Below are 23,394 nucleotides of genomic sequence, written 5' to 3' on the forward strand. Positions count from 1 at the left end.
ACTCTTTTGAAATTTATAAGCTTTCTTCTTTATGTGCTCCTTTTGTTTACCTTGAGTAAACAAAGTTACGCAGATTACCTGCACGGCTGTAACGACCCTGAGTACCTAGAGTATGTTGAGAAACGTTTTGCACACCTTGAATCAAGGAATCGTCGATTGCTAAATGAGACATGGAAAGACTACCAACTGAGTTTGTCGCTCAACAGTAATCCATATCAAGTGCTCAACAACTTAAGTAGGCACATAAAATATAGTGCGCAATTTGAGCCCATTGAATTAGCTGAATTGAAGATTGAGCGGGCATTTGAATATGCTGATGAGATGAGCACAGAACAACAGATAGCGGGCGATGTGTACGATGGTTTCAGTAGTGAAAATCATTATGTGAATATCGCTAGAGCGTGGATAGCCTATCGGCAAGGCGATGTTGAGGGGGCATTTCATGCGCTACATAATTCTATAAAGAGTGTTGATTCTGCGCTGCTGGGTGCTTTTGGCCCAGACTTTGATTTGGTGCGTCAGCTTTATAATGATGGTTATATTGACGTTGTGGTCGCTTACATCAATAAGACCGAATCATTTTGGACTGGCAAGCGACCCGATGCACTACGCAGTGCGTGGCTTAATATGATTAAGGCCGGCTGTAAAATACAATTTGACTCTATCGATACAATAAAAGCTGAGCAATTAGGGCTTACCGTGATTGACGTTCAAAAGGCGCTTGGTTTCGATTAACAGGTATGTTTGCTTATGTAGATGGAATTGGCGAATAACTTTATGCTACAAATATGTGTAGCAGACATTCAGGGCGCTTTTGATTTGTGCTCGCGCTCGCTACATAGAACGAAAATTTCATCAATTGAGCAACAACATTGGGGAAGTGTTTTCTATCTATGGGGCCCGTCGGGCGAACTACTTCACATTACTGAATTAGGTAGCTAGCCGTTTAATTATCGGCAGCTTTCTGTCTTAAGGCGGCAAGACGCCTCCGCTTTTAATAAAAAACCTGACGATAAACATCAAATTCTTTTAGCGCTGAAAATGGCACATCTTCTAGAACTAGGCGCTTTACGTCACTTGGTTATCAGCAATTTTGTTCAATGTAACCTTCAATGTAAGGTCAATGCTGCTTGTTGCCTCTCTTTGGTGTGAATATTGCAAAAGCCTGCTTAAAGACACTGAAAATGTCGGTTTGCGTAGTAGCTGATCACTGTTTTTCGATGAGCTTTTGCTTCTTTCCGATAGAAATTTGACGTTTTTCACTGGACACGTGTAATGAAAAGTATGACAAAACCTGTCTCTCACGCTTTGCTGACAGAAAATGGTCGCTTAGTCGCGAAAGCCTTGGCATATACGGCGCTTCTCTTGGGCTTACTCTCTGGTTGCTCTTCATCTGACGAACCTAAGAGTCAATTTGCGCAAACCGATGCCAGCGACGTATCGGCATTAGGTAACGTGGAATATCATACCTATATGCTGGCGAACGAACTTTTCGCTGATGTGGGTCCAGCACGTCAGTCTCGTTATGCGGTAGTTGGCTTTGTACCTGCGGATACTATGAAATACAGTGCTGATCATCAACATCCGCTAATGTTGTTGGGCCATCAACTTGAACAGGGAATGATTACTGAGGCCACGAAAAGAGGCTTTTCTACTCAAGAATTCAAGCTTTCGAACGATATAATTGTTAGTGACGAAAGCGACAGAGTGTTAACGCGCAATATCGACCAGCTTTCCAACATTGAGCGCGTCGATTTTTATATTACCGGCACCATGGTGTATCAAGAGTCTGGTGCGGTGGTTAACGCTCGAATTATCAACGCTAGAAACAAAAACATTGTCGCTGCAGCAACACGCTTTTTCCCTGCCGAACTATTTTGGCGCGAAGAACAAGTAACCACCAGAAACGGCAAGTTATACAGAACTGAAGGTACGAGGTAACCCCATGAAAAGACGAAATCAATACGCGGCGCTTTCGCTTTGTGCTTCACTGCTAAGCGTTAGCGGGTGTTCTATGATGATGGGGGAAGAAGAGGTAGCCGAACAAGCGCCTCAGCGCCCGGCTATGAATGTGATTGATATTACTGCCGCCGACCGTGCTCCTTCAAAGCCAGTTGAAAATACCAGTGATACCCAGTCTCAGGGTATGGACGCATACGGCGCTATTGGTCAACCTCCTTTGTATTCGAGCGTACAGGGCGCGTATAAAGGTCGACCTCTTACCAAGCATATTGGCGACTATGTTAAGAACATGGCGCAAGACTTAATTTCCAATATGGAGTACGTAAATAATAAAACGCCAATCGGTGTAACCCATTTCGCATTGCTAGATACTGACTTGCAAAAAACGGATTTGCTAGGTCGTCAGATGGCGGAATCTTTTGTTCACGAACTGCATAAGTTCCGCGTGCCGGTTATCGACTTCAAAGCCACAGAGTATATTCGCATTACTGACGATGGCGATTTTGTATTAAGCCGCGATTATTTGGAATTGAGCAGCAGCCTTCCTATAGAATATGTACTTACCGGAACCATGACCAAGCACCAAGGTGGCGTGTTAGTTAACGCTCGTATTTTGGGCATGGAGTCGCGCGCAGTAGTGGCAACTGCGCAAATGTTAGTGCCGTTTTATGTGGTAGATGCACTTATTCCAAGTGACGGTAGCCAGCAAAACGGTATGCGCGATGGCGTTAAGCTAAGTCGCGGCTAGGAGTTTCAGTATGGTGTTTACTAAGAAGCTTGTTCAAAATAGCTTTGTAGCCGTCGGCCTTATGCTGAGTGCATGTATGACAGGGTGCACTAGCACACAATCTATTGGCTCATTTTGGTTAGGTGAAGACGGTGAAATTACTCATCACGCCAAGCCAGTGCCTGTACCAAGCCGTTCAGGGCTGGAGTACACACCTGATTCTCGCGATAGACAATATCAACAGCACGTGGAAGTCGCCCCCGGTTATAAAGACCCTCTACACCATGGCTATTCTCCTTCACAAACGCATAAGCGCTTAAATGATTACGCCTCGCAACTTGCGATGGAGTTAATGGACAATGCAACCCGTCTTACGCAGCAAGATATGGTGGGTGTGGCGAGCTTTGTGAGGCTAAATCAGTCGTTGAGCGACAGCACCGTGTTAGGCAATCAGCTTTCAGAGTATCTAATAGCCGAGCTACAAGACTTTGGGTTAGCGGTTGTCGACTTTAAGCTTGCAGGTGGCATTACCGTAACGCCAGTGGGCGATTTCGTGCTTACTCGAGATGGTACTGCACTCGCTAAGCAGGTTGAAATGGACCATGTTGTAACCGGCACCATCATTGAAGATGACAGAGGCGTACGCGTAAACGCCCGTATTGTGTCGCTGGAAAATAAACAAGTGGTAGCAAGCGCCAACGTATATATTCCCGCTTTTATCGTGATGGATTTAAATAAAATGGCTAGCGTAAACTAGCCATTTACTTCGATTTGCGCTCTGCATTTTCAAAGCGAATGCGCTTCGTGTTCGCTTTAAAACCTCTAAACATCCGAACTTACGTATTTAGCTAATAAGAGCTAGCTAATAAGAGAATGTTGGCAAGGCTGAGGCGCATTTTAACTCTGACTTCTAATCGCTTCGCGAGTCATAAAGCGGCTTGTGTTTACAGCATTAAGCAGATCATTGCTTAAAGGTAGCGGCTCCTTACATAGACTGCTCACCAAGATCTCTGCCATTAAAGGCGCTGTGGTTAACCCTCGTGACCCTAAGCACGTAAGCGTGGAAACTACGCTTTCAGGCAACACTGGCGCGCGGGTTAACGGCTTGCCCACGCCTAGCATAGTGTAGTGCTCTTTTAATGAGTCAAAGTTATGAAGCGCACCGACAACAGGCTGGTGGTCGGGTGAACCTAAACGGGTAGCCGCTCTGGCTTTACCGTCATGTTGTAATGCTTGCACGATGTCGGTGTTTGCCAGCGCCTGTTCATGTGTGGCAAGGTTCGTTTCAGTTTCATCGCCTCGTACATCGGTACTTAAGTCGTTTTTAACGTAGGTTGAACCTAACGCATGCCGACCTTCGAATACAGGTGTCATATAGCCTTTGTGACACAACACAGTGTTAAGCTGTTCAATTGGCATTTGGGTGGGAATAGCTTCAACCTGTCCGCGAACAGGGCGAAGGGACAGACTGTCGAAAACGCTCGCGTTTACCGCACCTGCACCAAGGGCAAGAATAAGGTGATCGGCAGTAATAACTGCTTCACTCTCAGCGCTATCTAAGTCAAAACGAATTTGCACCTGCTGCTTTGCTGTCTCAACTGCCTCATGAGATACATAGGTATGATTGGGTTTCAGCTCAAGCTTGCCACTTTGAAGTGCTTCTTCAATCATGGCGGTAACTAGCTGCGGAGGAGAAAGCCATCCGCCGAGGCCAATGTATAAGCCTGAATAGGGAAGGGGCAGGTTAGCGATATCGCTCACTTCTTTACTGTCCACGGGCTTAATCAAAGCTTCAGGCCATACGTCCGCTGCTGCCAGTTTATTTTGGCGTTCTGCTACTTTGTCGTTAAAGCTTAGTTGAATAACGCCACAGAAATCATGGGCAACGTCGGCTAGGCCACAGGCTTTTGCATGTTCAATAGTGTGGTCGTAGGCCTGTCTAGCATACAAAAAACTGTGCGCCTGAATGCGACTGGCAATACTTGCTTCGCTATGAAGCTGCGGGTAAAAACCGCCTTGCGGGTTGCCAGAAGCGCCGCTTGCAAGGGTGTCACCATCAAAATACAAAGTAGTGCTAGTGCCGCGTTTTACTAAAGCCAGGCATGCCGTAGCTGCTGCAAGGCCGGAGCCTACTACTGCAACTTTACTTGTTTTATCTAAACTGTCGTTCGCGTACCTATAGTAGGGGCCAGCAGGCAGACGAAGTCTATGCTGTACATTCTCATTGTCTTGGTTAAAAACGCCGGTCAGCATGTCACGCTTACGGCCAAAACCGTTGCGTTTTTTAATGGTAAAACCCACACCAGCTAGCCCACGCTTTACGATACCTGCGGCGGTAAAGGTTCCAAAGGTTGTGCCGGTTTTTGACAAGCGAGCCATTTGGCTAAACAGAGCATCTGTCCACATATCAGGGTTCTTACTTGGTGCAAAACCATCTAAAAACCAGGCATCGATGAGGCCATTTACAGGAGAATGCCATTGAGGTAAAAGTTCGTGAACATCACCAATCCACAAGTCGAGTGTGGTTGAATGGTTATCAAAATGAAGGCGATGACAACCTTCTAGGCCCATGGGGTAAAGTGAAGCGAGTGATTGCGCTTCGTCCTTAAGAGCAGGAAAAGCTTCTAGCGCTCGCTGCATATCCTGTTGAGGCAGTGGAAACTTTTCCGTGGTGATAAAATACAGGCGCTTTAACGGATGGTCAGGGTTCGCAGCTCTAAACTCGTTAAAGGCGCGCATGGCGACCAAAAAGTTCAGCCCAGTTCCAAAACCTGTTTCGGCGATGACAAAAGTAGGGTTGCGCCACTGTTGCCAGCGCTCAGCAAGGTCGTTGCCTGCAACAAAAACGTGTTGGGTTTCATCAATTCCGCTGTCGTTAGAAAAATAAACGTCGTCAAAATGGTCGGCGACAGGCGTACCGCTCTCATTAAAATGAACCTGTGCATGCTTAGATTTCACTGTTTACTTTTCTCCGTTTATATTGTTTTGGTGTTGGCACTTTGAATTAGAGGCAGTTATCACTAATTCAGCAGCTTGCCCATCCGATCCTTGTTTTGGAACGCCAGAGCTAGCGAGGCTTTTAGATGGACAGGGCACTTCTGCACGTGTTGAAAAATGCGTGATGACTTTACTAATAACGCGTTGTGCGCCAAGCATACCGCCAATGGTGACCCAAGAACCGTTAACGTTAATTAATCCGCGATGATCCATCGAGGGTGCTTCAGCATCTGTCTTTGATATAGCCCAGGTTTCTTCTGCAATATTAAAGGTCCATATGGCGTCATCCGCAGTTGAAGGCTCGCCGTTATAGCCAACGCCATTATAGTTGTACGGATTAGTTGAGCCGCCAACAAAATAGATTTTACTGGTGGCTTCATCGCCCGCTGCGGCCATGCGATAGCGCGCAGTACCCGTTGGATGGTCAAGTGTACGCCAGTCAATCTTAAAAGGGTTTTTCTTATCAATTACACCTTTAAAGCAGGCGGTTTCTGCAGCAAAGCTGCGGCGTTTATCACTGTGCGGTGTTACAGAAACGCCGTCACAAATTACCATAGTGTTATTAACGATGCCGCCAGCTTGTCCAAATACCGGACTGCCAAGAAAAGGGCTGGCCTGTTGCCATTGGCCGGTTTGCGTATCATAAACTTGCACAAGATTTACGTTGCCATCGTTGTGCCAGCCTGAAACTAAATACACGTAGCGGTTTTGGTAAATTAGTGCAGTTGCATCATCAACAGGGACGGGCATAGGCGCCAATAGGGTATATTTCCCCGTCGTAGGCGCGTATTTATAAACATCTGGTGTACTAATTTCATTGTGATCTTCATCCACCGTGTAACCGCCAAAAATATAAATGCTGTCTTTTACGCCCACTGCTACGGAAGCCAAACGACCTTTTAGTGCAAGGCTGGATGGAACTGGGGGAAGAGCTTGCCACTGCAAAGGTTTATCGGTGTTGTTAATCACAAGCTGCCAAGCACGGTTGTGTACGTCTTTATGGGTTTTGCCATTGCCCAGTCCCATAAAACTAAATACATATTGTGTGTCTTGTATGGTTACAGAAGCTACGGCATTGTTTGAAACTGGCTCTGGTAGCGCAGGGAGGGCTATAGGCGCAGCTGTTGCTGAGACAGTCGCTGCAGAAGCAAAGATAAAGGCAGCCACCACGAAAAAAAGTCGGGGCACTGCACTTTGGAAAATGCGTAGAGCAAGGGGGCTTGGCTTTTTTAATAACACAGCAATCTTCAGTTTTATCGAAATTTCGAACGTTTGGCCGCGTATTCTACCTGTCACTTTTTTGTTTTTCCGCAAAAGTTTATGCTCAAGTTATTTTGAAGGTTTTGTGACTGCATAAATTAACGCTGGTCATCACCCAGTGCATTCGTGCTACATTGGTATTGTTCAATGAATGATGTCGGCGTTAGCGATCTAAGAATAAAGGACGAGCCATCTTTTTAGAAATAAAAGCCTACAACAGAAAAAAGGTATTCAGCGGCCAATGCGATGTCATTTAAGTCGCTGCAATTGGCAGAGCAGACCACTTTACCGTTCAAAATCGTTACCATAAGCCGCAACAACGCAAAGGGTAAACTATGAGAAGAGCAGTTATCACCGGTCTTGGTATCGTATCAAGCATCGGCGTAAATAAAGAAGACGTACTTGCTTCATTAAAAGCGGGTAAGTCTGGAATTACATTTTCAGAACAGTTCGCCGAAATGGGCCTTCGCAGCCAAGTTTGGGGCGACATCGATATCAAATTAAAAGATCACATCGACCGCAAAGCAATGCGTTTTATGGGCGATGCAGCCGGCTACGCATACGTGGCAATGCAGCAAGCTATTGCAGACTCTGGTTTAGAAGAAAGCGAGATTTCAAACGAGCGCACAGGTATTATCGCAGGCTCAGGTGGCGCGTCTTCTGAAAACCAAGTGCTTTCTGCAGATATTCTTCGCGAAAAGGGCGTTAAACGTGTAGGGCCATATATGGTTCCTCGCTGTATGGCGTCTACGGTATCAGCTTGCTTAGCGACACCGTTTAAAATTCGCGGCGTGAACTATTCAATTGCCTCGGCGTGTGCAACGAGTGCCCACTGTATTGGTAATGCGCTAGAGCTTATTCAGCTTGGTAAGCAAGACGTGGTATTCGCCGGTGGCGGTGAAGAATTACATTGGTCACTATCAAGCCAGTTTGACGCTATGGGCGCACTAAGCTCTAAATACAACGACAATCCAGCTGTGGCATCACGTACTTATGACGCAGCACGCGACGGCTTTGTAAGTTCTGGCGGCGGCGGTATGGTTGTTGTTGAAGAACTTGAGCACGCCCTTGCGCGCGGCGCAAAAATCTACGGCGAAGTAGTAGGTTACGGCGCTACATCAGACGGTTTCGACATGGTTGCACCATCGGGTGAAGGCGCAATTCGCTGTATGAAGATGGCAATGCAAAATATCGATGCCCCAATCGATTACTTGAATACCCACGGTACATCAACGCCAGTAGGCGATGTGAAAGAACTTGCAGCGATTCAAGAAGTGTTTGGTCAAGCGGGCGTACCTATTAGTGCAACTAAGTCACTGACAGGTCACGCACTAGGTGCAGCGGGTGTAAACGAAGCTATTTACAGCTTGCTGATGATGGAAAATAACTTTATCGCGCCATCAATTAACATCGACACGCTAGACGATGCGGCACAAGGGCTAGATATTGTTACCGAAGCACGTGAAGCAACGTTGAATACTATTATGTCAAACAGCTTTGGCTTCGGCGGCACTAACGCAACGTTAGTTATGCAGCGTTACAACGGTTAATTGAAACCGCTTGAACCAGTAAGCTTTTTTAACTTCTGTAAGAAGCTTCAAAAAACAAAAGGGCGTAAAACTGAGCACCGTGGGTGTTTGTGTTTACGCCCTTTTTTGTTCCATTTTTCTATGAAAAGTGCCTAGGTATTATAGAGAAGACAATACCTATTACTTTTTAATTCTCTATTTAAGCTAACGCATCGGCAAGCTTGAATATTAATAAGCATATATATATTGAGATTAAACCAATTCAAAAAAAGATAGGAAATCATGAATGTAGCAGGGAAGTTTTTGTTTGGCTTATTCTTAGTATTTTGTTTTTCAAGTTCGATATTAGCGCAACAGCTTACACTAGACGAGCATGTGTTAAATTCAAAAGTACTCAACGAAGAACAGAAAATAAGTGTTTACCTTCCTGAGAGGTATGGAGAAGACCCCACTCACAAATACCCAGTAATATATGCTTTGGACGGCAAGTATTATAAACAAATGGTAAGTGCGGTAATTGCACGCTTTTATGATGACTGGCTAATTCCTGAAACTATTGTGGTTACTATAGATAATGAAAACCGCATCAGAGATTATACACCTACTCCACATGCAACAGCTGATGTACTTAGCGGTAAAGCAGATGTTTTCCTAGACTATATCGAAAAAGAGCTTATCCCTTTTGTAGACAGTAATTATCAGACTTCTGAATTTAGAATTTTCGAAGGTCATTCTCTTGGAGGATTACTTTCGTTATATGCCGTTCAAGCTCGGCCTGAACTCTTTACAGCGCATTATGCTTTCAGCCCATCCCTTCACTGGGGAGATAATAAAACAGTAGAAAAGATTATTACTTACCTTTCATCTCGTAAATCCTTAAAGCAATTCATATATATGAATTTAGGTAATGAAATAGTAAAAAGTGAGTATGAAACAACTAATACAATGGCCGATTCTTTTTTAAGGTTACAAACCTTTTTCAAAGAACACAGTGTTCCAGGGTTAAGGGTGAAAAGTGAAATTTTAAAAAACCTTCCCCATGCTTCAACGAATATATCTGGTTTAGTTAATGCAACTAACGAACTCTACAGGTACTGGGTTTTACCATTTGATGCAATTGAAGGAGGGCCTGAAGCCATTTCTGAACACTACGAAAAGCTATCTTCCGACCTTTACCAAGAAATTAAACCTCGTAAGGGGTCAATTAACTTCGCCGCAGACTACATGACCAATGGTGTTCACTCTCCAGAGAAAGGTATGAAGTTATTAAAATACAATGCATCATTATATCCAGACTCTGCGTGGGTTATTTTTAATTTAGCGAAAGGCTACGAGCAACGTGAGCAGGTGGACCTTGCAAAAAAATACGGACAAGAAGCTTTGAATTTGATGGTTCACGAAGACAAAGAGCTAAAGTCTTCAATTATTAGTTTTCTAGACGCCCTATGATCCTAGATAACACCAACCGTTTGGTATATGTGATGGAAGATAACCGCAAATACGGTTATCTCGTGTCGCTACCATTACTAGCTACCATGTTTGTCGTCCTTATTGATAAGTTTAAAAATAAATTGTTTTTATTTTTCTTGTCTACAGCTTTCTAAAGTAAAGATTGCGAACACGACCGTTAGATATTCTGAAGCCATTCACTTCACCATGAACATCGCGCTCAAATAGGATATCGCCAACTTGTGAGCTAAAAAAGTCACCTTTGACTGGCGCAATATAATGGTCGCTTAGACGGTGATGAGAAATTTTCAGCTGTTTATTTTCTGGTGAAAAGTGATAAGTGGAAGAAAGTTCAGGGCTGAAGTAACTGCCGGCGAACTGCGATAACCAGGTTCTGGTTATTTTGACTGGTGTATAGCCAACCGACACATACGTATCGATATTGTCTACCCGCACTGTCATGAAGCTTGTTTCGTCATCTTTAGTAAATTCAACATAAATCTCTCCCTCTACATTCAGCATTTTGAAGGTGTTTTCGCTGATAGGAGCGAGTTCGCTTACGTCACCTTGGCCTCTTGAATACATTAGTTTACCGTTTTCTAAATATATCTCTCGTGAGTACGCTTCTGGTTTATACCAATAGTGACCCGCATAGGCATTGAGTGTGTCTTTATCTAACTCAATAAAATCTGATATTTGTTTAGGTGAGATTGACTCTAGAAATGCGTTAGCAATGGCGTTATGAGGGGGAGGGGTGTCTTTCTTCAAAAGCGTGTCAGCCATTTGCAGAGCCAATTCCCATGGCCTTGCATCTGCGCCATTATTCAATATTGCAATTGCTAAATTTTGGTTAGGGAATCGAGCTAAATACGAACGAAACCCTGCGTCTCCGCCGCTATGCTGAAAATATTTGATACCTTTGTAATGACTAATAAATTGCCCATAAGCGCCACCAAATGTTTCTCCATTGTTTAAGGACGCAAGAGTATTCATTTGCTTAATTATAGCAGGGCTACCAACAGTCGGTTCGGTGTAGTTAGCTGACCATTTCAGCAGATCTTCTGCGGTTGTAAATAAACTGGTTGCACCTACATTTGAAAAGTTCAACACACTTTTTTTGTAGCCACTGCCATTGGGCTCGTATGAGTAGGCCCTATTGCTAACGATCTTCTGATGGTCGTCATAAAACAAGCTGTTACTCATATTCAATGGAGTGAACAGCCTTTCTTGCGTGAACTGAGCAAAAGATTTACCGCTAACACGCGCAACAACCTCTGCTAGTAGTGTGAACCCGGTATTTGAGTAAAGAAACTCTTCTCCCGGTTTGAAGTTTAGCTCTTTTTGTCGCGCTACTATTTTTAGTACGTGTTCGGTAGTGATTACGTCATCTAATCGCCAACCCGCCATACGTAACAAATTCCATTGATCTCGCATGCCGCTTGTATGTGATGCTAAGTGTCGTAAAGTTATGGTGTGACCAAAGTCCGGCACTTCTGGAATGTATTGCCGTATGTCATCATCGAAATTTAACTTACCTTCTTCAGCAAGTAGAAGAATGGCGAATACGGTAAATTGCTTGGATACAGATGCAACGTGAAACATAGTTTCTGGCGTAACAGGTATATCGTATTCTAGGTTTGCGCTGCCATAACCTTTTGAAAATATAATCTCCCCATCCTGCAGAACTGCAACTGAGGCCCCGGGCTTATCAATACCATCGAATTGGGAAAATAGTTGGTCAAACTCGATAGTTTGTTTTGAAGGGCTATTTAGAGGTTTTTCAGGTTTTAAAGATGGTTGGCAGGCGCTTATACCAATTAATAGTGATAAAATAACGACTAGACGTGCTGCAAGATTAGACATTGTAACGATTCCTTGTTCGCGCTTATTTTCAATTTTTTCCGATGAAGAGCAAGCGTCAATTCGCTGTAGAAAAACGCAAAAACCATTCTCAGGCGAAGGTTAGGGTAAAGTTGTTTTAATTAGTAGGCAAACATATTCTCTATTAACTACCCACTGATGAAAATGCTTTTGCACTTTAGCCGCTTGTTCTGAAAGCTGCGAAGCTAATACATGGGCTATGTCACATCGTTTCTAATTTTAGCCCACGCGTTATAGACCATTTGTGTAGTGTGTGAAGGTTTGCTGTTTGTCTCTAATTGCCAGAAAGACTACTCTTCGGCTGCGTACATTTACCCGTCACTCAAGCTGCCTGTGATAATTTTGGCTTTTGTCTTCTCTAAATTAAAAAATGCTGATGTTTAAACAAGTCTGATGTAATATTGCACCAGCTAATATCTATTGGAGTAAATGTCATGCCTCGTCAAAGTATCACTCTGACTGAAAAAAATGATGCGTGGCTCAAAAGTCATATTGAAGATACGCGAGAGTATGCAAACAAAAGTGAACTCGTGAATGATTTGATTCGTCGGGCCAGACGCGCTGAGGAAATAAATCAAAAGCTCGTCAGTGCAGAGAGAAGTGGATTCATTGAACAATCGCCTGAAGATATGCTGAAAGAATTTAAGGCTGAATTAAAAAGATAAATGGAAAGCTACAAGCTATCGCTGAATGCCAAAGAGGATCTCAGGCGTATTTATACATATGGATTTGTAGAATTTGGCGAACTCCAAGCAGATAAGTATTTCGAAGGTTTTTTTCAGACATTTGAAAAAATTGCAAGTAATCCATCTGCATACCAATCAGTTGACCATATTCGGCAGGGGTATAGACGCTGCGCTTATGGCTCAGACAGTATTTACTATCTATACAATGGTATTGAAGTTGAGATAATGGCAATTCTGGGTGGGCAAGACATCGTTGAATGGCTCTAAATCAAGCCAACAAACAAAACTCGGTGTCCGCTCCTTGTTTTGAGCAGACTGTAAAGAAGGAAACGAAGTCGCACCGCTCAACACAGTGCGTCACGTACAAATCCATATCTAACTAAGTAAAACCGCAAGCTCACCCTAATATTAATAGAGAGCTACTGTGTTATTACTAAGTTTTCGAAAAATAACTACAAGGCCATTTCACAGCGGAATTCTAGTATTAGTTAAAGCTTTTCAGCTAGCTTTTGAATTGCTTCAACAACTATTTCTGGCTGCCTTTTGTGAATAGAATGCTGACGTTCCCCTGAAAAAATAATTGTGCTATTGGTAGAGCGAGTGGCAATGTTTTCCTGCAAAGTAGCCCATACCAAATCTCTGGTTTTTGTATTGTCGATGTCAGAAGACGCTTTATTTCGCGCAATAACCACCAAGGGCATATCACCATAGTTAGGTGTTAATTCATTTAATTCGCTAAGGCTTCTTGGAAAGTATTCGGCTTCATCTAAGCTGGTATATTGATGCTTGGTCGTACTTTTTTTGGCTTTTTCTTCTGGATTAGTGTTGGAAAGGTACAATCTGGGAATACCGACAGGGGCTGCCCACATTCCAAACTTGAAAAGGTATTTTTGAAGAGGATTCGTTTGAGGCATCTCACCTATCTGATCTTCGTGGGCAGAGTCTACCAACACCAAAGCGGCTATATGTTCGGGATAGGTGAGGGCATAGCGCTGCATGTTTACCCCGCCAAATGAATGGCCTACAAGGATAATTGGTCCAGTAATGTCTTTCTTTTCTAGAACCGAGTGAAGTTCTGCGACAATAGTTTTGCTGTCTCTTTTGTTCGGGCTTTTTTCACTCCACCCAAGGCCAGCTCTATCATAGGTAATGACCCGAGAAAACTGTGAGACTTCCTCTGCCACTTTGTTCCAGACCGATGAGTCGTCACCCATACCAGCATCAAAAATTACGGTAACTTTTCCTGCTCCAGTGTCCTCGACATAAAGGCTATAGCCACCGATATCTATCATTTCTCCACGATTGTCAAAAGAGGTGGAATCGACATAGCTTGAATATGACTGAAATACAAAACCGACTAATAAAAGCAAAACTATGCTGACAGATAAAATTTTCAATGCGAACTTTCCTTTTCTTTGCGTCTCAACGCCTTTAATAATATTCCACAAACTCTTGAGCGATTCAGCTAATTAATTCGGTCAAATAAACTGGTAGCGACCAAACAAGGTATCTGGCTCGGAAATGGTGATTTTCCCGTAATGTCGTTTAAGCAAACCTTCACTTTCTAGCTCACCTAAAAGCTGATTAACCGTTTGCCTACTGCTATTTATCATCTGCGCCAAAGACTCTTGCGAGAGGGTGAGTGTAATTGCATTGTTCTTAGGTAAATGTTGACCATAGCTGGTGGTAAGCATCAATAGCCGTTTTACAAGCTGGTGTTTAAGGCTAAGCCCTGCACTTGAGTCAATAAACTGAAAAGCGCTGCGTACTCGCGTACATAAAAGGCGAGTAAAATGCGGGTACAGTTCAGGGTACTGTTCAAGTAATGTCTTAAACGCATTTTTTTGAATAATAGCAACGGTGGAGTTTGTCTCACAGAAATTATCATGGGTACGCGGAAGGTCGTCGAACATCGATATTTCACCAAACCAGGTACCGGGCCCAAGCAAAGCAAATAGCATCTCTCGACCATCCACGCCCACTGTAACAACTCTTAAACGGCCCTCGCATACGCCATAAAAACCGACACCGTCTTCACCTTTAGCATGCAGTTGCTGCCCAGCTTTTAAGTGTTTTAGACGCATCTTGTCGAACATGGCTTCCTGCAAATAGGGTGGGAGCGCGCCAAACCAAGTAGAGCTAGCGAGAACAGGTTTAAATTTTTCCATTTAACAAATTTCTTACAATGTCGTATATCCGACAGTGTATAGCAATTACTGCGCGTAATGTAGGCGCTAAGAGAAAGTAAATAAAATTTTCGTTGAAGCTTTCCTTTTGTAAGGCCTTCAAAAGACGGCTGACAGACTTCAATGAAAGTATTTTAGATATAAAAAGAGTAAAACTATGACAGATTCAGTAAAGTCGAAAGTTAGCAGTGAAGAATGGCAAACCCGTGTTGATTTAGCTGCATGCTACCGCGCCGTTGCTATGTATGGGTGGGACGATCTCATTTTTACCCACATCTCTGCCCGTGTTCCTGGGCCTGACCATCATTTTTTGATTAATCCCTACGGTTTAATGTTTGATGAAGTTACTGCATCAAGTTTGGTTAAAGTTGATTTGCACGGTAATAAGGTAATGGAAAGTGAGTACGACATTAACCCTGCAGGCTTTACCATTCACAGCGCAGTTCATGAAGCACGTGACGATGCCAAATGCGTGTTGCATTTGCACACAGCAGAAGGTGTAGCAGTTTCCATTTTAGAAGACGGGCTACAGCCATACTCGCAGCAGTCGCTTTTTCCACTAGCGTCCCTTTCTTATCATGCCTATGAAGGGGTGGCGTTAAACTCAGACGAAAAAGCACGATTGGTTCGCGACCTAGGCGATACCCAATTTATGATTTTGCGCAACCACGGGCTTTTGACCTGTGCAGACAATATTCCCGATGCATTCTTGTTTATGTTTATTATGCAGCGCGCCTGTGAGATTCAGTTAAAAGCGCAGGCCACAGGCAAACCGCTTATTCCAATTCATTCGGCAATTCTAGATGGCATTCGTACACAGGCCGATCAGGTCACACGGCAGGCTGGTGGCTCGTTAGCTTGGCCGGGTATCAAACGACGTGTTGAACGCCGTTTCCCTGGATATGACAAGTAACGGCTTGAAGTTTAACGTTATCTAATACGATGCTCAGCAAAGGCTGAAGTGCACATTAACGCGAGCTAAAACGCTTTGCATTAGGCGTTCTCGTTTTAAATAATTGTATGAGCTTCGGCCATCTCTTAAATGTTGCGACCAAACGCGCATCAAAATGACGTAAATTAAACAAATCACCGATAAGATAAATTGGGGCGCTGGGTTACTAAAAGCCTAAGTTAAGGTACACTTAGCGCCATGAAAATACTTCTTGAAGATACCATACCGTTTGGCACCGATTACCTTAACAGCGTAGGTGAGGTTGAAACCTATGCATGGCAATCTCTTGTGCCAGAAATGCTGCGCGATGTAGATATTCTTGCGCTGCGTTCTACTACCAAAGTTACCCCTGAACTGCTGACCTGCGCTAACAAGCTTAAGTTTGTTACTACAGCAACAGCGGGAACCAATCATTTAGATAAAACGCATTTAGATAGCGTGGGTATTATGCACAGCAGTGCAGCAGGCTGTAATGCCATTGCGGTTGCCGAGTACGTGTTAAGTGTTTTGCTGCATGCGCAAAAAGCCCAAAAGCTCGATTTATATAATGCGACGGTGGGAATAGTAGGTGCTGGTAATGTGGGAACTGCATTATCAAGAATTTTAACGGCAATTGGCGTTAAACACAGTCTGTATGACCCACCGCTACAGCAAGCGCTAGCAAAATCTGGTAAGAAGGAGCATAACGGTCAGTCATTTGTAGACTTAGCGCAAATAGCACAGTGCGACGTTATTTCGCTTCATGTGCCGTTCATTAAAGACGGCGACTATCCCACCTATCGGATGATAGACAATGCGTTTCTTGAAGCATTAACACCTGACCAGCTGCTTATCAATGCATGCAGGGGCGAGGTTATCGATGAAGTGGCGCTACTTAGTGTACTTCAAGGGGAAAAACCGCCAACGGTGGTACTCGACGTATTCGATAATGAACCTGCCATAAATACAGCATTATTTGACTATGTTTGGTTCGTTACACCACATATTGCGGGGCATTCTGTAGAAGGTAAAGTGCGCGGTACGCAAATGATTTACGAACAAATTTGTGACGTAGTGGGCACAGCCCCAAGCAAAGTGCTTAGCGACTTTTTAGAGAAAACCAACCCAATAAAAGTTGAGTTAGTATCGCCAGAGATATCTCGCGTATCAGTTGAAGATCTTATGGCGGTATTTCATGAGGTGTACGATGTCGCTATTGATGATGAAATAACGCGAAACGCGTTTTCTTCATTAGTAAAAAATACCGAAGAGGCGAAATCTGATATAGCAAATACGTTTTCTACATTGCGCAAGCAATACAGAGTACGTCGCGAGTGCAGCGCCTATGCGTTACACTTGCCAAAAAACACCAGTAAGCAAATCCAAGACACATTCACCAAACTGGGCTTTCACGTTAGTCTGGTTTAGTTATTTTTACATTAGGAGCATAAAGCATTATGTCGCAAGCGTTTGACGTAGCGGTACTTGGCGCCACAGGTCTAGTGGGCCAAACCATGATTGAACTATTAGAAGAGCGAGACTTTCCGGTAAACCGTTTGTATCCGCTTGCCAGTAAACGTTCAGCAGGTAGTACCGTGTCGTTTAAAGGCGAAGACATTGAAGTATTAGATGCTGATGATTTCGACTGGTCATTAGTGCAATTTGGCTTTTTCTCAGCCGGAGGCAGCATTTCTGCAAAATTTGCTCCGCTAGCGGCAGAGGAAGGCTGTATTGTTATCGACAATACTTCAGAGTTTCGTTACGAGCCAGATATCCCACTTGTGGTGCCAGAAGTTAACGCCCATGCACTGGCAGAGTTTCGCAATAGAAACATTATTGCGAACCCAAATTGCTCAACAATTCAAATGTTGGTTGCACTTAAACCTATTCAAGACGCGGTTGGTATTGACCGTATTAACGTGTGCACATACCAGTCAGTTTCTGGTGCAGGTAAAGAAGCCATGGAAGAGTTGGCTAAACAAACCGCAGGTTTGCTGAACGCACGTGAAGTAAAGCCAGAATCGTTTAGTCGCCAAATTGCCTTTAACGTTATCCCTCAAATCGACGTATTCCAAGACAACGACTACACCAAAGAAGAAATGAAAATGCTGAGGGAAACCCAAAAAATCATGGGCGATCAGAGTATTTTGGTAAACGCGACGGCTGTGCGCGTGCCGGTTTTCTACGGGCATGCTGAGGCCATTCACTTAGAAACGCGTTCGCCAATAGATGCGCAGCATGTTAAAGAGCTTCTAGCCGATGCGCCAGGCGTAACAGTTTACGACGGCAATGAGCAATTCCCAACTCAAGTAAGCAGCGCTAGCGGCAACGACATTGTGCACGTGGGTAGAATTAGAAACGATATTACCCACCCTTGTGGCTTAAATTTGTGGGTGGTCTCTGACAACATTCGCAAAGGTGCAGCGACAAACAGCATTCAAATTGCTGAGACGCTAATTCGCGATTACCTGTAAAGGCTTTAGCAGAGGTTCTGCTTTTGTTTAATCGGATAAGCACAGGAAAAGGTAAACATTTTTCTGTGCTTGCCGATACGCAATAAAAGGGCGGTTCTTGTTGCAATGAGGCAGCACTATTCAACGGGATAGAAAAACAGCACTCGAAGCTACTGAATGACACTTTTAGTGAAAATGTGAACATTAGAGTGCTCCAATACTACTGTCTAACTAGATCACCCTTAATAACTGGTTTATAGTTTGTAAAGTTAGGAATAAAACAACGTTAAAAACAATACTCAGTCAGACACTTAGGCGAAGGGTAAGAACTCTAAAAAGCGCAAATAAATCTTACTGCTAAGTTCATAAAGACTGTAAAACGCTAGCTTGATTATTAATGGTTTCAAGGTGGCTTAAGAATAAAAATAAAAGCCAATATTTTCTTCCGTACAGATTGGCTAGAAAATCCGCCCATACGTCTCGGGTGGTAAAGACGCTTGAGGGCATATAGGACTGCTATGAAATTGCATTTGACGGGCTTACTTTTACTAACACTTTGTTTGTCTGGCCCTATCATCACTGTTGATGCACAAGAACGCGCTACCTTCTTAAAAGGTCCGAAAGACGCAACCGATCAGTATTCAGGCCTAGAATATGGCCCTATCGACGCTAACGATACCCTGTGGCGTATCGCCGAGCGCTATCGCCAAAACAATAGCCTGAGTGTCTATCAGGTTATGACTGCTATCTACGAACTCAATCCCAACGCATTTGAAAATGGCAACTTAAACTTGTTAGTCGATGGCGCGGTTTTGAAGCTGCCGTCTGAGCGTTATATTGCCAGAATCGACAAACAAAAAGCACAAATGCGAGCTGAGCAAGACGATAGGGCATTCGCTGAATCACTTAACAAGCCCGGCAGCAGCGTAAAAAATATTAAGCCCGCTTCGCCGTTAGTTAATCAACAAGACCTCACTCAAACACAAACTGACATTGAGCAAAAGATCACCCGTTTAGATCAGGAACAAAGTCGTCAGTTTGATGAATTACGTATGCAATTTGCTGCGTCGCTAGAAAACGTTGAAGCAATCTTAAACGAAAATAGACGCTTGTATGAGCGTGTTGAAGCCGTCAATGGTGAGCTTGAAACCTTGCGAGGCCAAGTCGAAGGCGATGTTAAAAGCCAGCTTGATATGCAAGTAGCGCTTCAACAAGAACTGCTCGATATGATTAAAGCCGAGCAGGCTCAGCGCGAAGCCGAAAAACAGTCTTCATTTTTAAGCGCACTTACCAGCCCATTGAGCTTGATCATCGGTTCGGCAATTCTGTCGCTAATGTTGGTAGGTGGCCTAATCATGTGGCTACTTAAACGCAATAGTAAGCCCGAGGAAGCGCCAGCAGCTGGACCCACTATCACAGCTGATAATGATGAAGTTCCGGTGCCAGATGCTGATATTGACGACCTTTCAAGTGCATTAGCACCCGATTTAGATGATAAAGCGGAGTTATCAGATGACGATTTGTTCAACGATGACGACCTGCTTGATGACGTTCTGACCTCTGATTTAGAAGAAAGCTTAGACGATGAATTAGAAACATTTGCCGATCTTGAAGACGACATGTTGGTGCCAGGCGATGACAACGATGATTTGTTTGAAGCGGGCGCCGATGAGCTCGATCAGAGTGAATTAGATAGCTTGTTTGACGACGATGACCTGTCAGACAAAGTATTAAATGAAAAAGACGAAGATGATCTTGAAGGATTTGATCTCTCAGGTGATGACGACATCTTTGATGAAGATGCCGCAGAGGATAGTGAGCAAGAGACAGCGGACACAGAGGAAGTTGCAACAGGAGATGACGATGATTTTGATATTGATGACTTGCTTGACGATGTGCAGAGCCAAGACCTCGATAAGTCGGAAAGTCTTGAGTCGGATGAATCCGATGATGTTGACCCTGATGATATACTGGCTGAGGTTAACGGGGCTGCCGATTCTGAAAACGTTGATGAAGACGATATCGACGCGTTGCTTGCAAGCTCAGTTGATTCGGTGTCTGACGCGGAAGAAGAGGAAGAAAGTTCTGCATCTCTGCCGAATATAGAAGATGAAGACGACAAGCCAGAAATAAGCATTGACGATTTGCTTGAAGAGCATGGTGTTGATGCAGGTCTTACCGATGAGCTCGACAGCAACGACGACCTTATCAATGAAGACATGCTGAGTAAGCTTGATGACGAGATAAATCAGCAAAACAAAGAAATAGATAAAATCACCGACGACTTGCTTAACGAAATAGAGCAAATTGAAATGATGGGTGGTTTAGGCGAAGAGGATGATGAAGACGAAGATGATTTCGAAGATGAGATAACTACATCGTCACCTTCACCTCAGTCAATCCAAAGCCTTGATGCGATTACTGATGATTTAGATGAAATCGTCACCGACGAAATAGAAACTGATGCCGATTTCAGTGACCCGCTATCCGACGACCTTATTGCTGAGCTTCAAGCGGAGGATGATTATTCGGAAGAGCCTTCAGCGGATCAAGAATCGCAAGAAGTAAGCGATTCGGTATTAGATGAGTTTGAAGAACGAGGTGAAGACACTTCAAATGAACCACCTTCTCAAACAGAAGACGATGGCGACTTTGATGACCCATTTACCGACGAGTTGCTCGCGGAGCTTGAAGCTGAGCTAGAGGGCGAACCAGAAGTTAGTCCAAACGCTGAACCTGAAGTTTACGATGAAGATGCAGAAATTACGGTTTCTGATAGCGGCGAAGATTTAAACGATCCGCTTACTGATGAACTTCTAGCTGAATTAGAAGCTGAAGAGTCAAAAAGTAGCGAAGATGTCGATCAGCTAACAGACGAATTACTTTCTGAACTTGAATCTGAAATAGAGTCTGAAGGTGATACAGACACCGAATTTGATGCTGATGGCGAAACCGCTGGGCAATCTGAAGAAACAGAGCCAAAGCTAGAAGAGCAGCCAGAGATAGGCACCGAAGTAGAGTCTGAACAAGATGCCGATATAGAGTCAGAATTAGAGCCTGAGCTACAAGCAGAGCTAGAGTCGCAGCCAGAACCTGAAACAGAACTCGAGTTCGATTCTGAATTAGAAGAGACCGAGTTAACACCTGAAGAAAAGATTGAGGTGGACGCAGACGCTGATACCCATCTTGATGATAATCCAGAACCAGAACCAGAACCAGAACCAGAACCAGATTTAGAGCCAGAACCAGATTTAGAGCCAGAACCAGATTTAGAGCCAGAAGCGCAAACAGAGTTGGGCGCTGAAATTGAACCCGAACAAGATGCCGATATAGAGTCAGAGGTAGCTCCTGAATTAGAAGCAGAGCTAGAGTCTCAGCCAGAGCCTGAAGCAGAACTAGACTTTGGTACTGAGTCAGAAGAAACCGAGTCTACTCCTGAAGACAAGGTTGAGGTTGACGCAGACGCTGATACTGATCTTGAAGATAATGCAGAGCCAGAGCCAGAGCCAGAGCCAGAGCCAGAGCCAGAGCCAGAGCCAGAGCCAGAGCCAGAGCCAGAACAAGAATTAGAAGGTCAACCAGAGCAGGGCGCTGAAATAGAGCCCGAACAAGACGCCAATACAGAATCTGAACTAGAGCCTGAATTGGAAGCGGAGCTAGAGTCCCAGCCTGAGCCTGAAACAGAGTTGGAATTTGAGGAAGAAGCAGAAGCTGAGGTCGAGCCGGAATTTGAGCTCGAAAGTACCGAAGATGAGACCGAAGGCGATTCCGACGACCCATTAGACGATGCTATTGAAGCATTCGAAAAACAAATGATGGATGATATTCCTTCTTTCGGTGAGATGGAGCCTTCAGCCGAACAAGAGCCTTCAGCCGAACAAGAGCCTTCAGCTGGAGAAGAGCCTTCAGCGGATGAGAAGCTCTCTGCTGACGAAGAGTTATCCGAAGACGATGTCTCTACAGACGAATCAGAACCATCAGCAGAAAAAGACAGTGACGAGTATGACGATAGTCTTTTGGATGCAGCATTCGATGAGATAGACAGTTTTGAGCTTGAACAGGAGGTCGACGGCGTTGATGAAAATAGCCAGCAACCCGAAGACACTGGTGCTGCTAAGGACTTGGGCTCAGCTGAAAACCAAGACTCAAATGAGAGTGACTCAGAGGGTAGTGAAGAAAAAGAATTCAATGAACTTGATGACGTCCCTGGTCTTGACGATTGGTTGTCAGGTTCCGACGACGATGCTGTTGACGACAACGAGATACTTGATGACTTAGACAGCGCTGAATTTGATGAACTTCTCCAAAGCCTTGAGTCAGACGATGCTGTAGATGCGAGCGTCATTGAAAATGAAGGCATACATGAGTCAGCAGAGTCTTCGGCCGACAGTAATGAAGACACTTTCGAACTCGAGCAGGAAGATGATGAAGAGGCTACGTTTGAGTTGGAAGAAAGTGTCGATGACAGTCTTGAACCAACGGAAAGTCTTGAACCAACGGAAAGTCTTGAACCAACGGAAAGTCTTGAATCAACTGACAGTCTTGAACCAGCGAAAAGTGACGATACCTTCGAACTTGAAGAAGACGAAGAAACTTTTTCGTTAGACGATGGCGTTGACCTAGAGTCTGAGCAGATTGATAACGAAGAAGATACTTTTGAGCTTGAAGAAGACGACCTCGATATTCCAGATGATATGGACTTAGATATCGCCACGCCTACTGAAATTGAAGAGAGCCAAGAGGGCGCAGCACAAGCAGAGCCTGAAGGGGAACAAGAGGAAGAGCTGAAGCTTGATAATCCTGATTTGGATTTGGCTGCTTTACTTAGCGACGTCGATACTGACAGTGAGCTTTCAACATCGTCCGAAGATTTTCTTGATGTAGAGGCGCTGATGGACGATGGAGACGATTCAAATGCACCTGATCCAGATAGCCAAGCGTTAGATCTTGACGTGAGTTTATCTGACTTTACTGGCGTATCCGACGATGACACGGTAATTGATATTGATAAAGATGCAGGGCAAAACGCCAACTTAGACTTGGCTCGTGCGTACATCGAAATGGAAGACGTAGATGCTGCAAGAGAATTACTTGAAGAAGTAATGAAAGAAGGCAGTGAAGAACAAAAGCAGGAAGCAGCGTCGATTTTTGAGAAAATTGTTTAACAAGATTTTAAATGCGAGCTTAAACTTGCGTTGATATTCGTATTGAGCGGTCTGTATGTTAAAGATATACAGGCCGCTTTTGTTTTCATTGGCATGCGTTTATTTGTCGAGCTGCGATAGGTTTTGCCTATAAGCGGCATTGCATGTTGCAAGTGACATGACTACACT

18 protein-coding genes are annotated in these 23,394 nt (G+C 44.1%); 13 read left to right on the top strand and 5 right to left on the bottom strand.

The features are described 5' to 3' along the window. Window positions 1-6: 6 nt before the first annotated feature. The 5 genes from V7R55_RS10535 (at window position 7) to V7R55_RS10555 (ending at window position 3,446) form a co-directional block, all read left to right on the top strand. Window positions 7-735 carry a hypothetical protein gene (locus V7R55_RS10535; protein ID WP_334059430.1) on the top strand — a complete coding sequence of 243 codons (729 nt, stop codon included), beginning with the start codon at window positions 7-9 and terminating at the stop codon, window positions 733-735. 42 nt (window positions 736-777) lie between these two features. Next, the gene (locus V7R55_RS10540; RefSeq protein ID WP_334059431.1) at window positions 778-942 is read left to right on the top strand and encodes a hypothetical protein; all 165 of its coding nucleotides are present in this window, start codon (window positions 778-780) and stop codon (window positions 940-942) included. 333 nt (window positions 943-1,275) lie between these two features. Then, window positions 1,276-1,941 (top strand): FlgO family outer membrane protein, encoded by a 666-nt coding sequence (locus V7R55_RS10545; protein ID WP_334059432.1) that lies wholly within the window; start codon window positions 1,276-1,278, stop codon window positions 1,939-1,941. Window positions 1,942-1,945: 4 nt separating this feature from the next. Continuing rightward, window positions 1,946-2,710 (top strand): FlgO family outer membrane protein, encoded by a 765-nt coding sequence (locus V7R55_RS10550; RefSeq protein WP_334059433.1) that lies wholly within the window; start codon window positions 1,946-1,948, stop codon window positions 2,708-2,710. Window positions 2,711-2,720: 10 nt separating this feature from the next. Next, window positions 2,721-3,446 carry a FlgO family outer membrane protein gene (locus tag V7R55_RS10555; RefSeq protein WP_334059434.1) on the top strand — a complete coding sequence of 242 codons (726 nt, stop codon included), beginning with the start codon at window positions 2,721-2,723 and terminating at the stop codon, window positions 3,444-3,446. A gap of 140 nt (window positions 3,447-3,586) precedes the next feature. On the opposite strand, the gene mnmC is transcribed toward V7R55_RS10555, so the two are convergent. After that, on the bottom strand, window positions 3,587-5,647 hold the full coding sequence (gene mnmC / locus V7R55_RS10560; RefSeq protein ID WP_334059435.1) for a bifunctional tRNA (5-methylaminomethyl-2-thiouridine)(34)-methyltransferase MnmD/FAD-dependent 5-carboxymethylaminomethyl-2-thiouridine(34) oxidoreductase MnmC: 2,061 nt from the start codon (window positions 5,645-5,647) through the stop codon (window positions 3,587-3,589). Between the two features lie 3 nt (window positions 5,648-5,650). Further along, window positions 5,651-6,925, bottom strand: a complete 1,275-nt coding sequence (locus V7R55_RS10565; RefSeq protein WP_334059491.1) for a Kelch repeat-containing protein — start codon at window positions 6,923-6,925, stop codon at window positions 5,651-5,653. Window positions 6,926-7,281: 356 nt separating this feature from the next. Here V7R55_RS10565 and fabB point away from each other — a divergent pair, with 356 nt between their 5' ends. Next, a complete protein-coding gene (gene fabB / locus V7R55_RS10570; RefSeq protein ID WP_334059436.1) occupies window positions 7,282-8,496 on the top strand; it encodes a beta-ketoacyl-ACP synthase I in 1,215 nt (404 codons plus the stop codon). A 261-nt stretch (window positions 8,497-8,757) separates the two neighbouring features. Next, entirely contained in the window at window positions 8,758-9,924 is a 1,167-nt protein-coding gene (locus V7R55_RS10575) for an alpha/beta hydrolase (RefSeq protein ID WP_334059437.1), read from the top strand. A 141-nt stretch (window positions 9,925-10,065) separates the two neighbouring features. On the opposite strand, the gene V7R55_RS10580 is transcribed toward V7R55_RS10575, so the two are convergent. After that, a complete protein-coding gene (locus V7R55_RS10580; RefSeq protein ID WP_334059438.1) occupies window positions 10,066-11,787 on the bottom strand; it encodes a serine hydrolase domain-containing protein in 1,722 nt (573 codons plus the stop codon). 452 nt (window positions 11,788-12,239) lie between these two features. On the opposite strand from V7R55_RS10580, the gene V7R55_RS10585 reads away from it, so the two are divergent. Beyond that, entirely contained in the window at window positions 12,240-12,470 is a 231-nt protein-coding gene (locus V7R55_RS10585) for a ribbon-helix-helix domain-containing protein (protein WP_110288631.1), read from the top strand. Next, entirely contained in the window at window positions 12,471-12,758 is a 288-nt protein-coding gene (locus V7R55_RS10590) for a type II toxin-antitoxin system RelE/ParE family toxin (RefSeq protein ID WP_334059439.1), read from the top strand. A gap of 221 nt (window positions 12,759-12,979) precedes the next feature. On the opposite strand, the gene V7R55_RS10595 is transcribed toward V7R55_RS10590, so the two are convergent. After that, window positions 12,980-13,888 (bottom strand): alpha/beta fold hydrolase, encoded by a 909-nt coding sequence (locus V7R55_RS10595; protein ID WP_334059440.1) that lies wholly within the window; start codon window positions 13,886-13,888, stop codon window positions 12,980-12,982. An 81-nt stretch (window positions 13,889-13,969) separates the two neighbouring features. Further along, a complete protein-coding gene (locus V7R55_RS10600) occupies window positions 13,970-14,659 on the bottom strand; it encodes a Crp/Fnr family transcriptional regulator (RefSeq protein ID WP_334059441.1) in 690 nt (229 codons plus the stop codon). A 175-nt stretch (window positions 14,660-14,834) separates the two neighbouring features. On the opposite strand from V7R55_RS10600, the gene V7R55_RS10605 reads away from it, so the two are divergent. The 4 genes from V7R55_RS10605 to V7R55_RS10620 all read left to right on the top strand — a co-directional run bounded on the left by V7R55_RS10605 (window position 14,835) and on the right by V7R55_RS10620 (window position 23,226). Then, the gene (locus tag V7R55_RS10605; protein WP_334059442.1) at window positions 14,835-15,590 is read left to right on the top strand and encodes a class II aldolase/adducin family protein; all 756 of its coding nucleotides are present in this window, start codon (window positions 14,835-14,837) and stop codon (window positions 15,588-15,590) included. 237 nt (window positions 15,591-15,827) lie between these two features. After that, on the top strand, window positions 15,828-17,036 hold the full coding sequence (locus tag V7R55_RS10610; protein WP_334059443.1) for a 4-phosphoerythronate dehydrogenase: 1,209 nt from the start codon (window positions 15,828-15,830) through the stop codon (window positions 17,034-17,036). A gap of 29 nt (window positions 17,037-17,065) precedes the next feature. Then, window positions 17,066-18,082: an aspartate-semialdehyde dehydrogenase gene (locus V7R55_RS10615; RefSeq protein ID WP_334059444.1), complete on the top strand. Its 1,017-nt coding sequence runs from the start codon at window positions 17,066-17,068 to the stop codon at window positions 18,080-18,082. A gap of 497 nt (window positions 18,083-18,579) precedes the next feature. After that, window positions 18,580-23,226, top strand: coding sequence for a FimV/HubP family polar landmark protein (locus tag V7R55_RS10620; RefSeq protein WP_334059445.1), 4,647 nt, complete (start codon window positions 18,580-18,582; stop codon window positions 23,224-23,226). Window positions 23,227-23,394: the final 168 nt, after the last annotated feature.

This window comes from Alteromonas sp. S005 (assembly GCF_036864475.1).
In the GTDB taxonomy this organism is placed as follows: domain Bacteria; phylum Pseudomonadota; class Gammaproteobacteria; order Enterobacterales; family Alteromonadaceae; genus Alteromonas.

What these genes read in the sequence shown, in the direction of transcription:
- V7R55_RS10580 (WP_334059438.1), bottom strand. Translation starts at nt 11,787, where the DNA reads ATGTCTAATCTTGCAGCACGTCTAGTCGTTATTTTATCACTATTAATT.
- V7R55_RS10540 (WP_334059431.1), top strand. Translation starts at nt 778, where the DNA reads ATGCTACAAATATGTGTAGCAGACATTCAGGGCGCTTTTGATTTGTGC.
- V7R55_RS10600 (WP_334059441.1), bottom strand. Translation starts at nt 14,659, where the DNA reads ATGGAAAAATTTAAACCTGTTCTCGCTAGCTCTACTTGGTTTGGCGCG.
- V7R55_RS10590 (WP_334059439.1), top strand. Translation starts at nt 12,471, where the DNA reads ATGGAAAGCTACAAGCTATCGCTGAATGCCAAAGAGGATCTCAGGCGT.
- V7R55_RS10550 (WP_334059433.1), top strand. Translation starts at nt 1,946, where the DNA reads ATGAAAAGACGAAATCAATACGCGGCGCTTTCGCTTTGTGCTTCACTG.
- V7R55_RS10545 (WP_334059432.1), top strand. Translation starts at nt 1,276, where the DNA reads ATGAAAAGTATGACAAAACCTGTCTCTCACGCTTTGCTGACAGAAAAT.
- V7R55_RS10555 (WP_334059434.1), top strand. Translation starts at nt 2,721, where the DNA reads ATGGTGTTTACTAAGAAGCTTGTTCAAAATAGCTTTGTAGCCGTCGGC.
- V7R55_RS10605 (WP_334059442.1), top strand. Translation starts at nt 14,835, where the DNA reads ATGACAGATTCAGTAAAGTCGAAAGTTAGCAGTGAAGAATGGCAAACC.
- V7R55_RS10585 (WP_110288631.1), top strand. Translation starts at nt 12,240, where the DNA reads ATGCCTCGTCAAAGTATCACTCTGACTGAAAAAAATGATGCGTGGCTC.
- V7R55_RS10620 (WP_334059445.1), top strand. Translation starts at nt 18,580, where the DNA reads ATGAAATTGCATTTGACGGGCTTACTTTTACTAACACTTTGTTTGTCT.
- V7R55_RS10610 (WP_334059443.1), top strand. Translation starts at nt 15,828, where the DNA reads ATGAAAATACTTCTTGAAGATACCATACCGTTTGGCACCGATTACCTT.
- V7R55_RS10615 (WP_334059444.1), top strand. Translation starts at nt 17,066, where the DNA reads ATGTCGCAAGCGTTTGACGTAGCGGTACTTGGCGCCACAGGTCTAGTG.
- fabB (WP_334059436.1), top strand. Translation starts at nt 7,282, where the DNA reads ATGAGAAGAGCAGTTATCACCGGTCTTGGTATCGTATCAAGCATCGGC.
- V7R55_RS10575 (WP_334059437.1), top strand. Translation starts at nt 8,758, where the DNA reads ATGAATGTAGCAGGGAAGTTTTTGTTTGGCTTATTCTTAGTATTTTGT.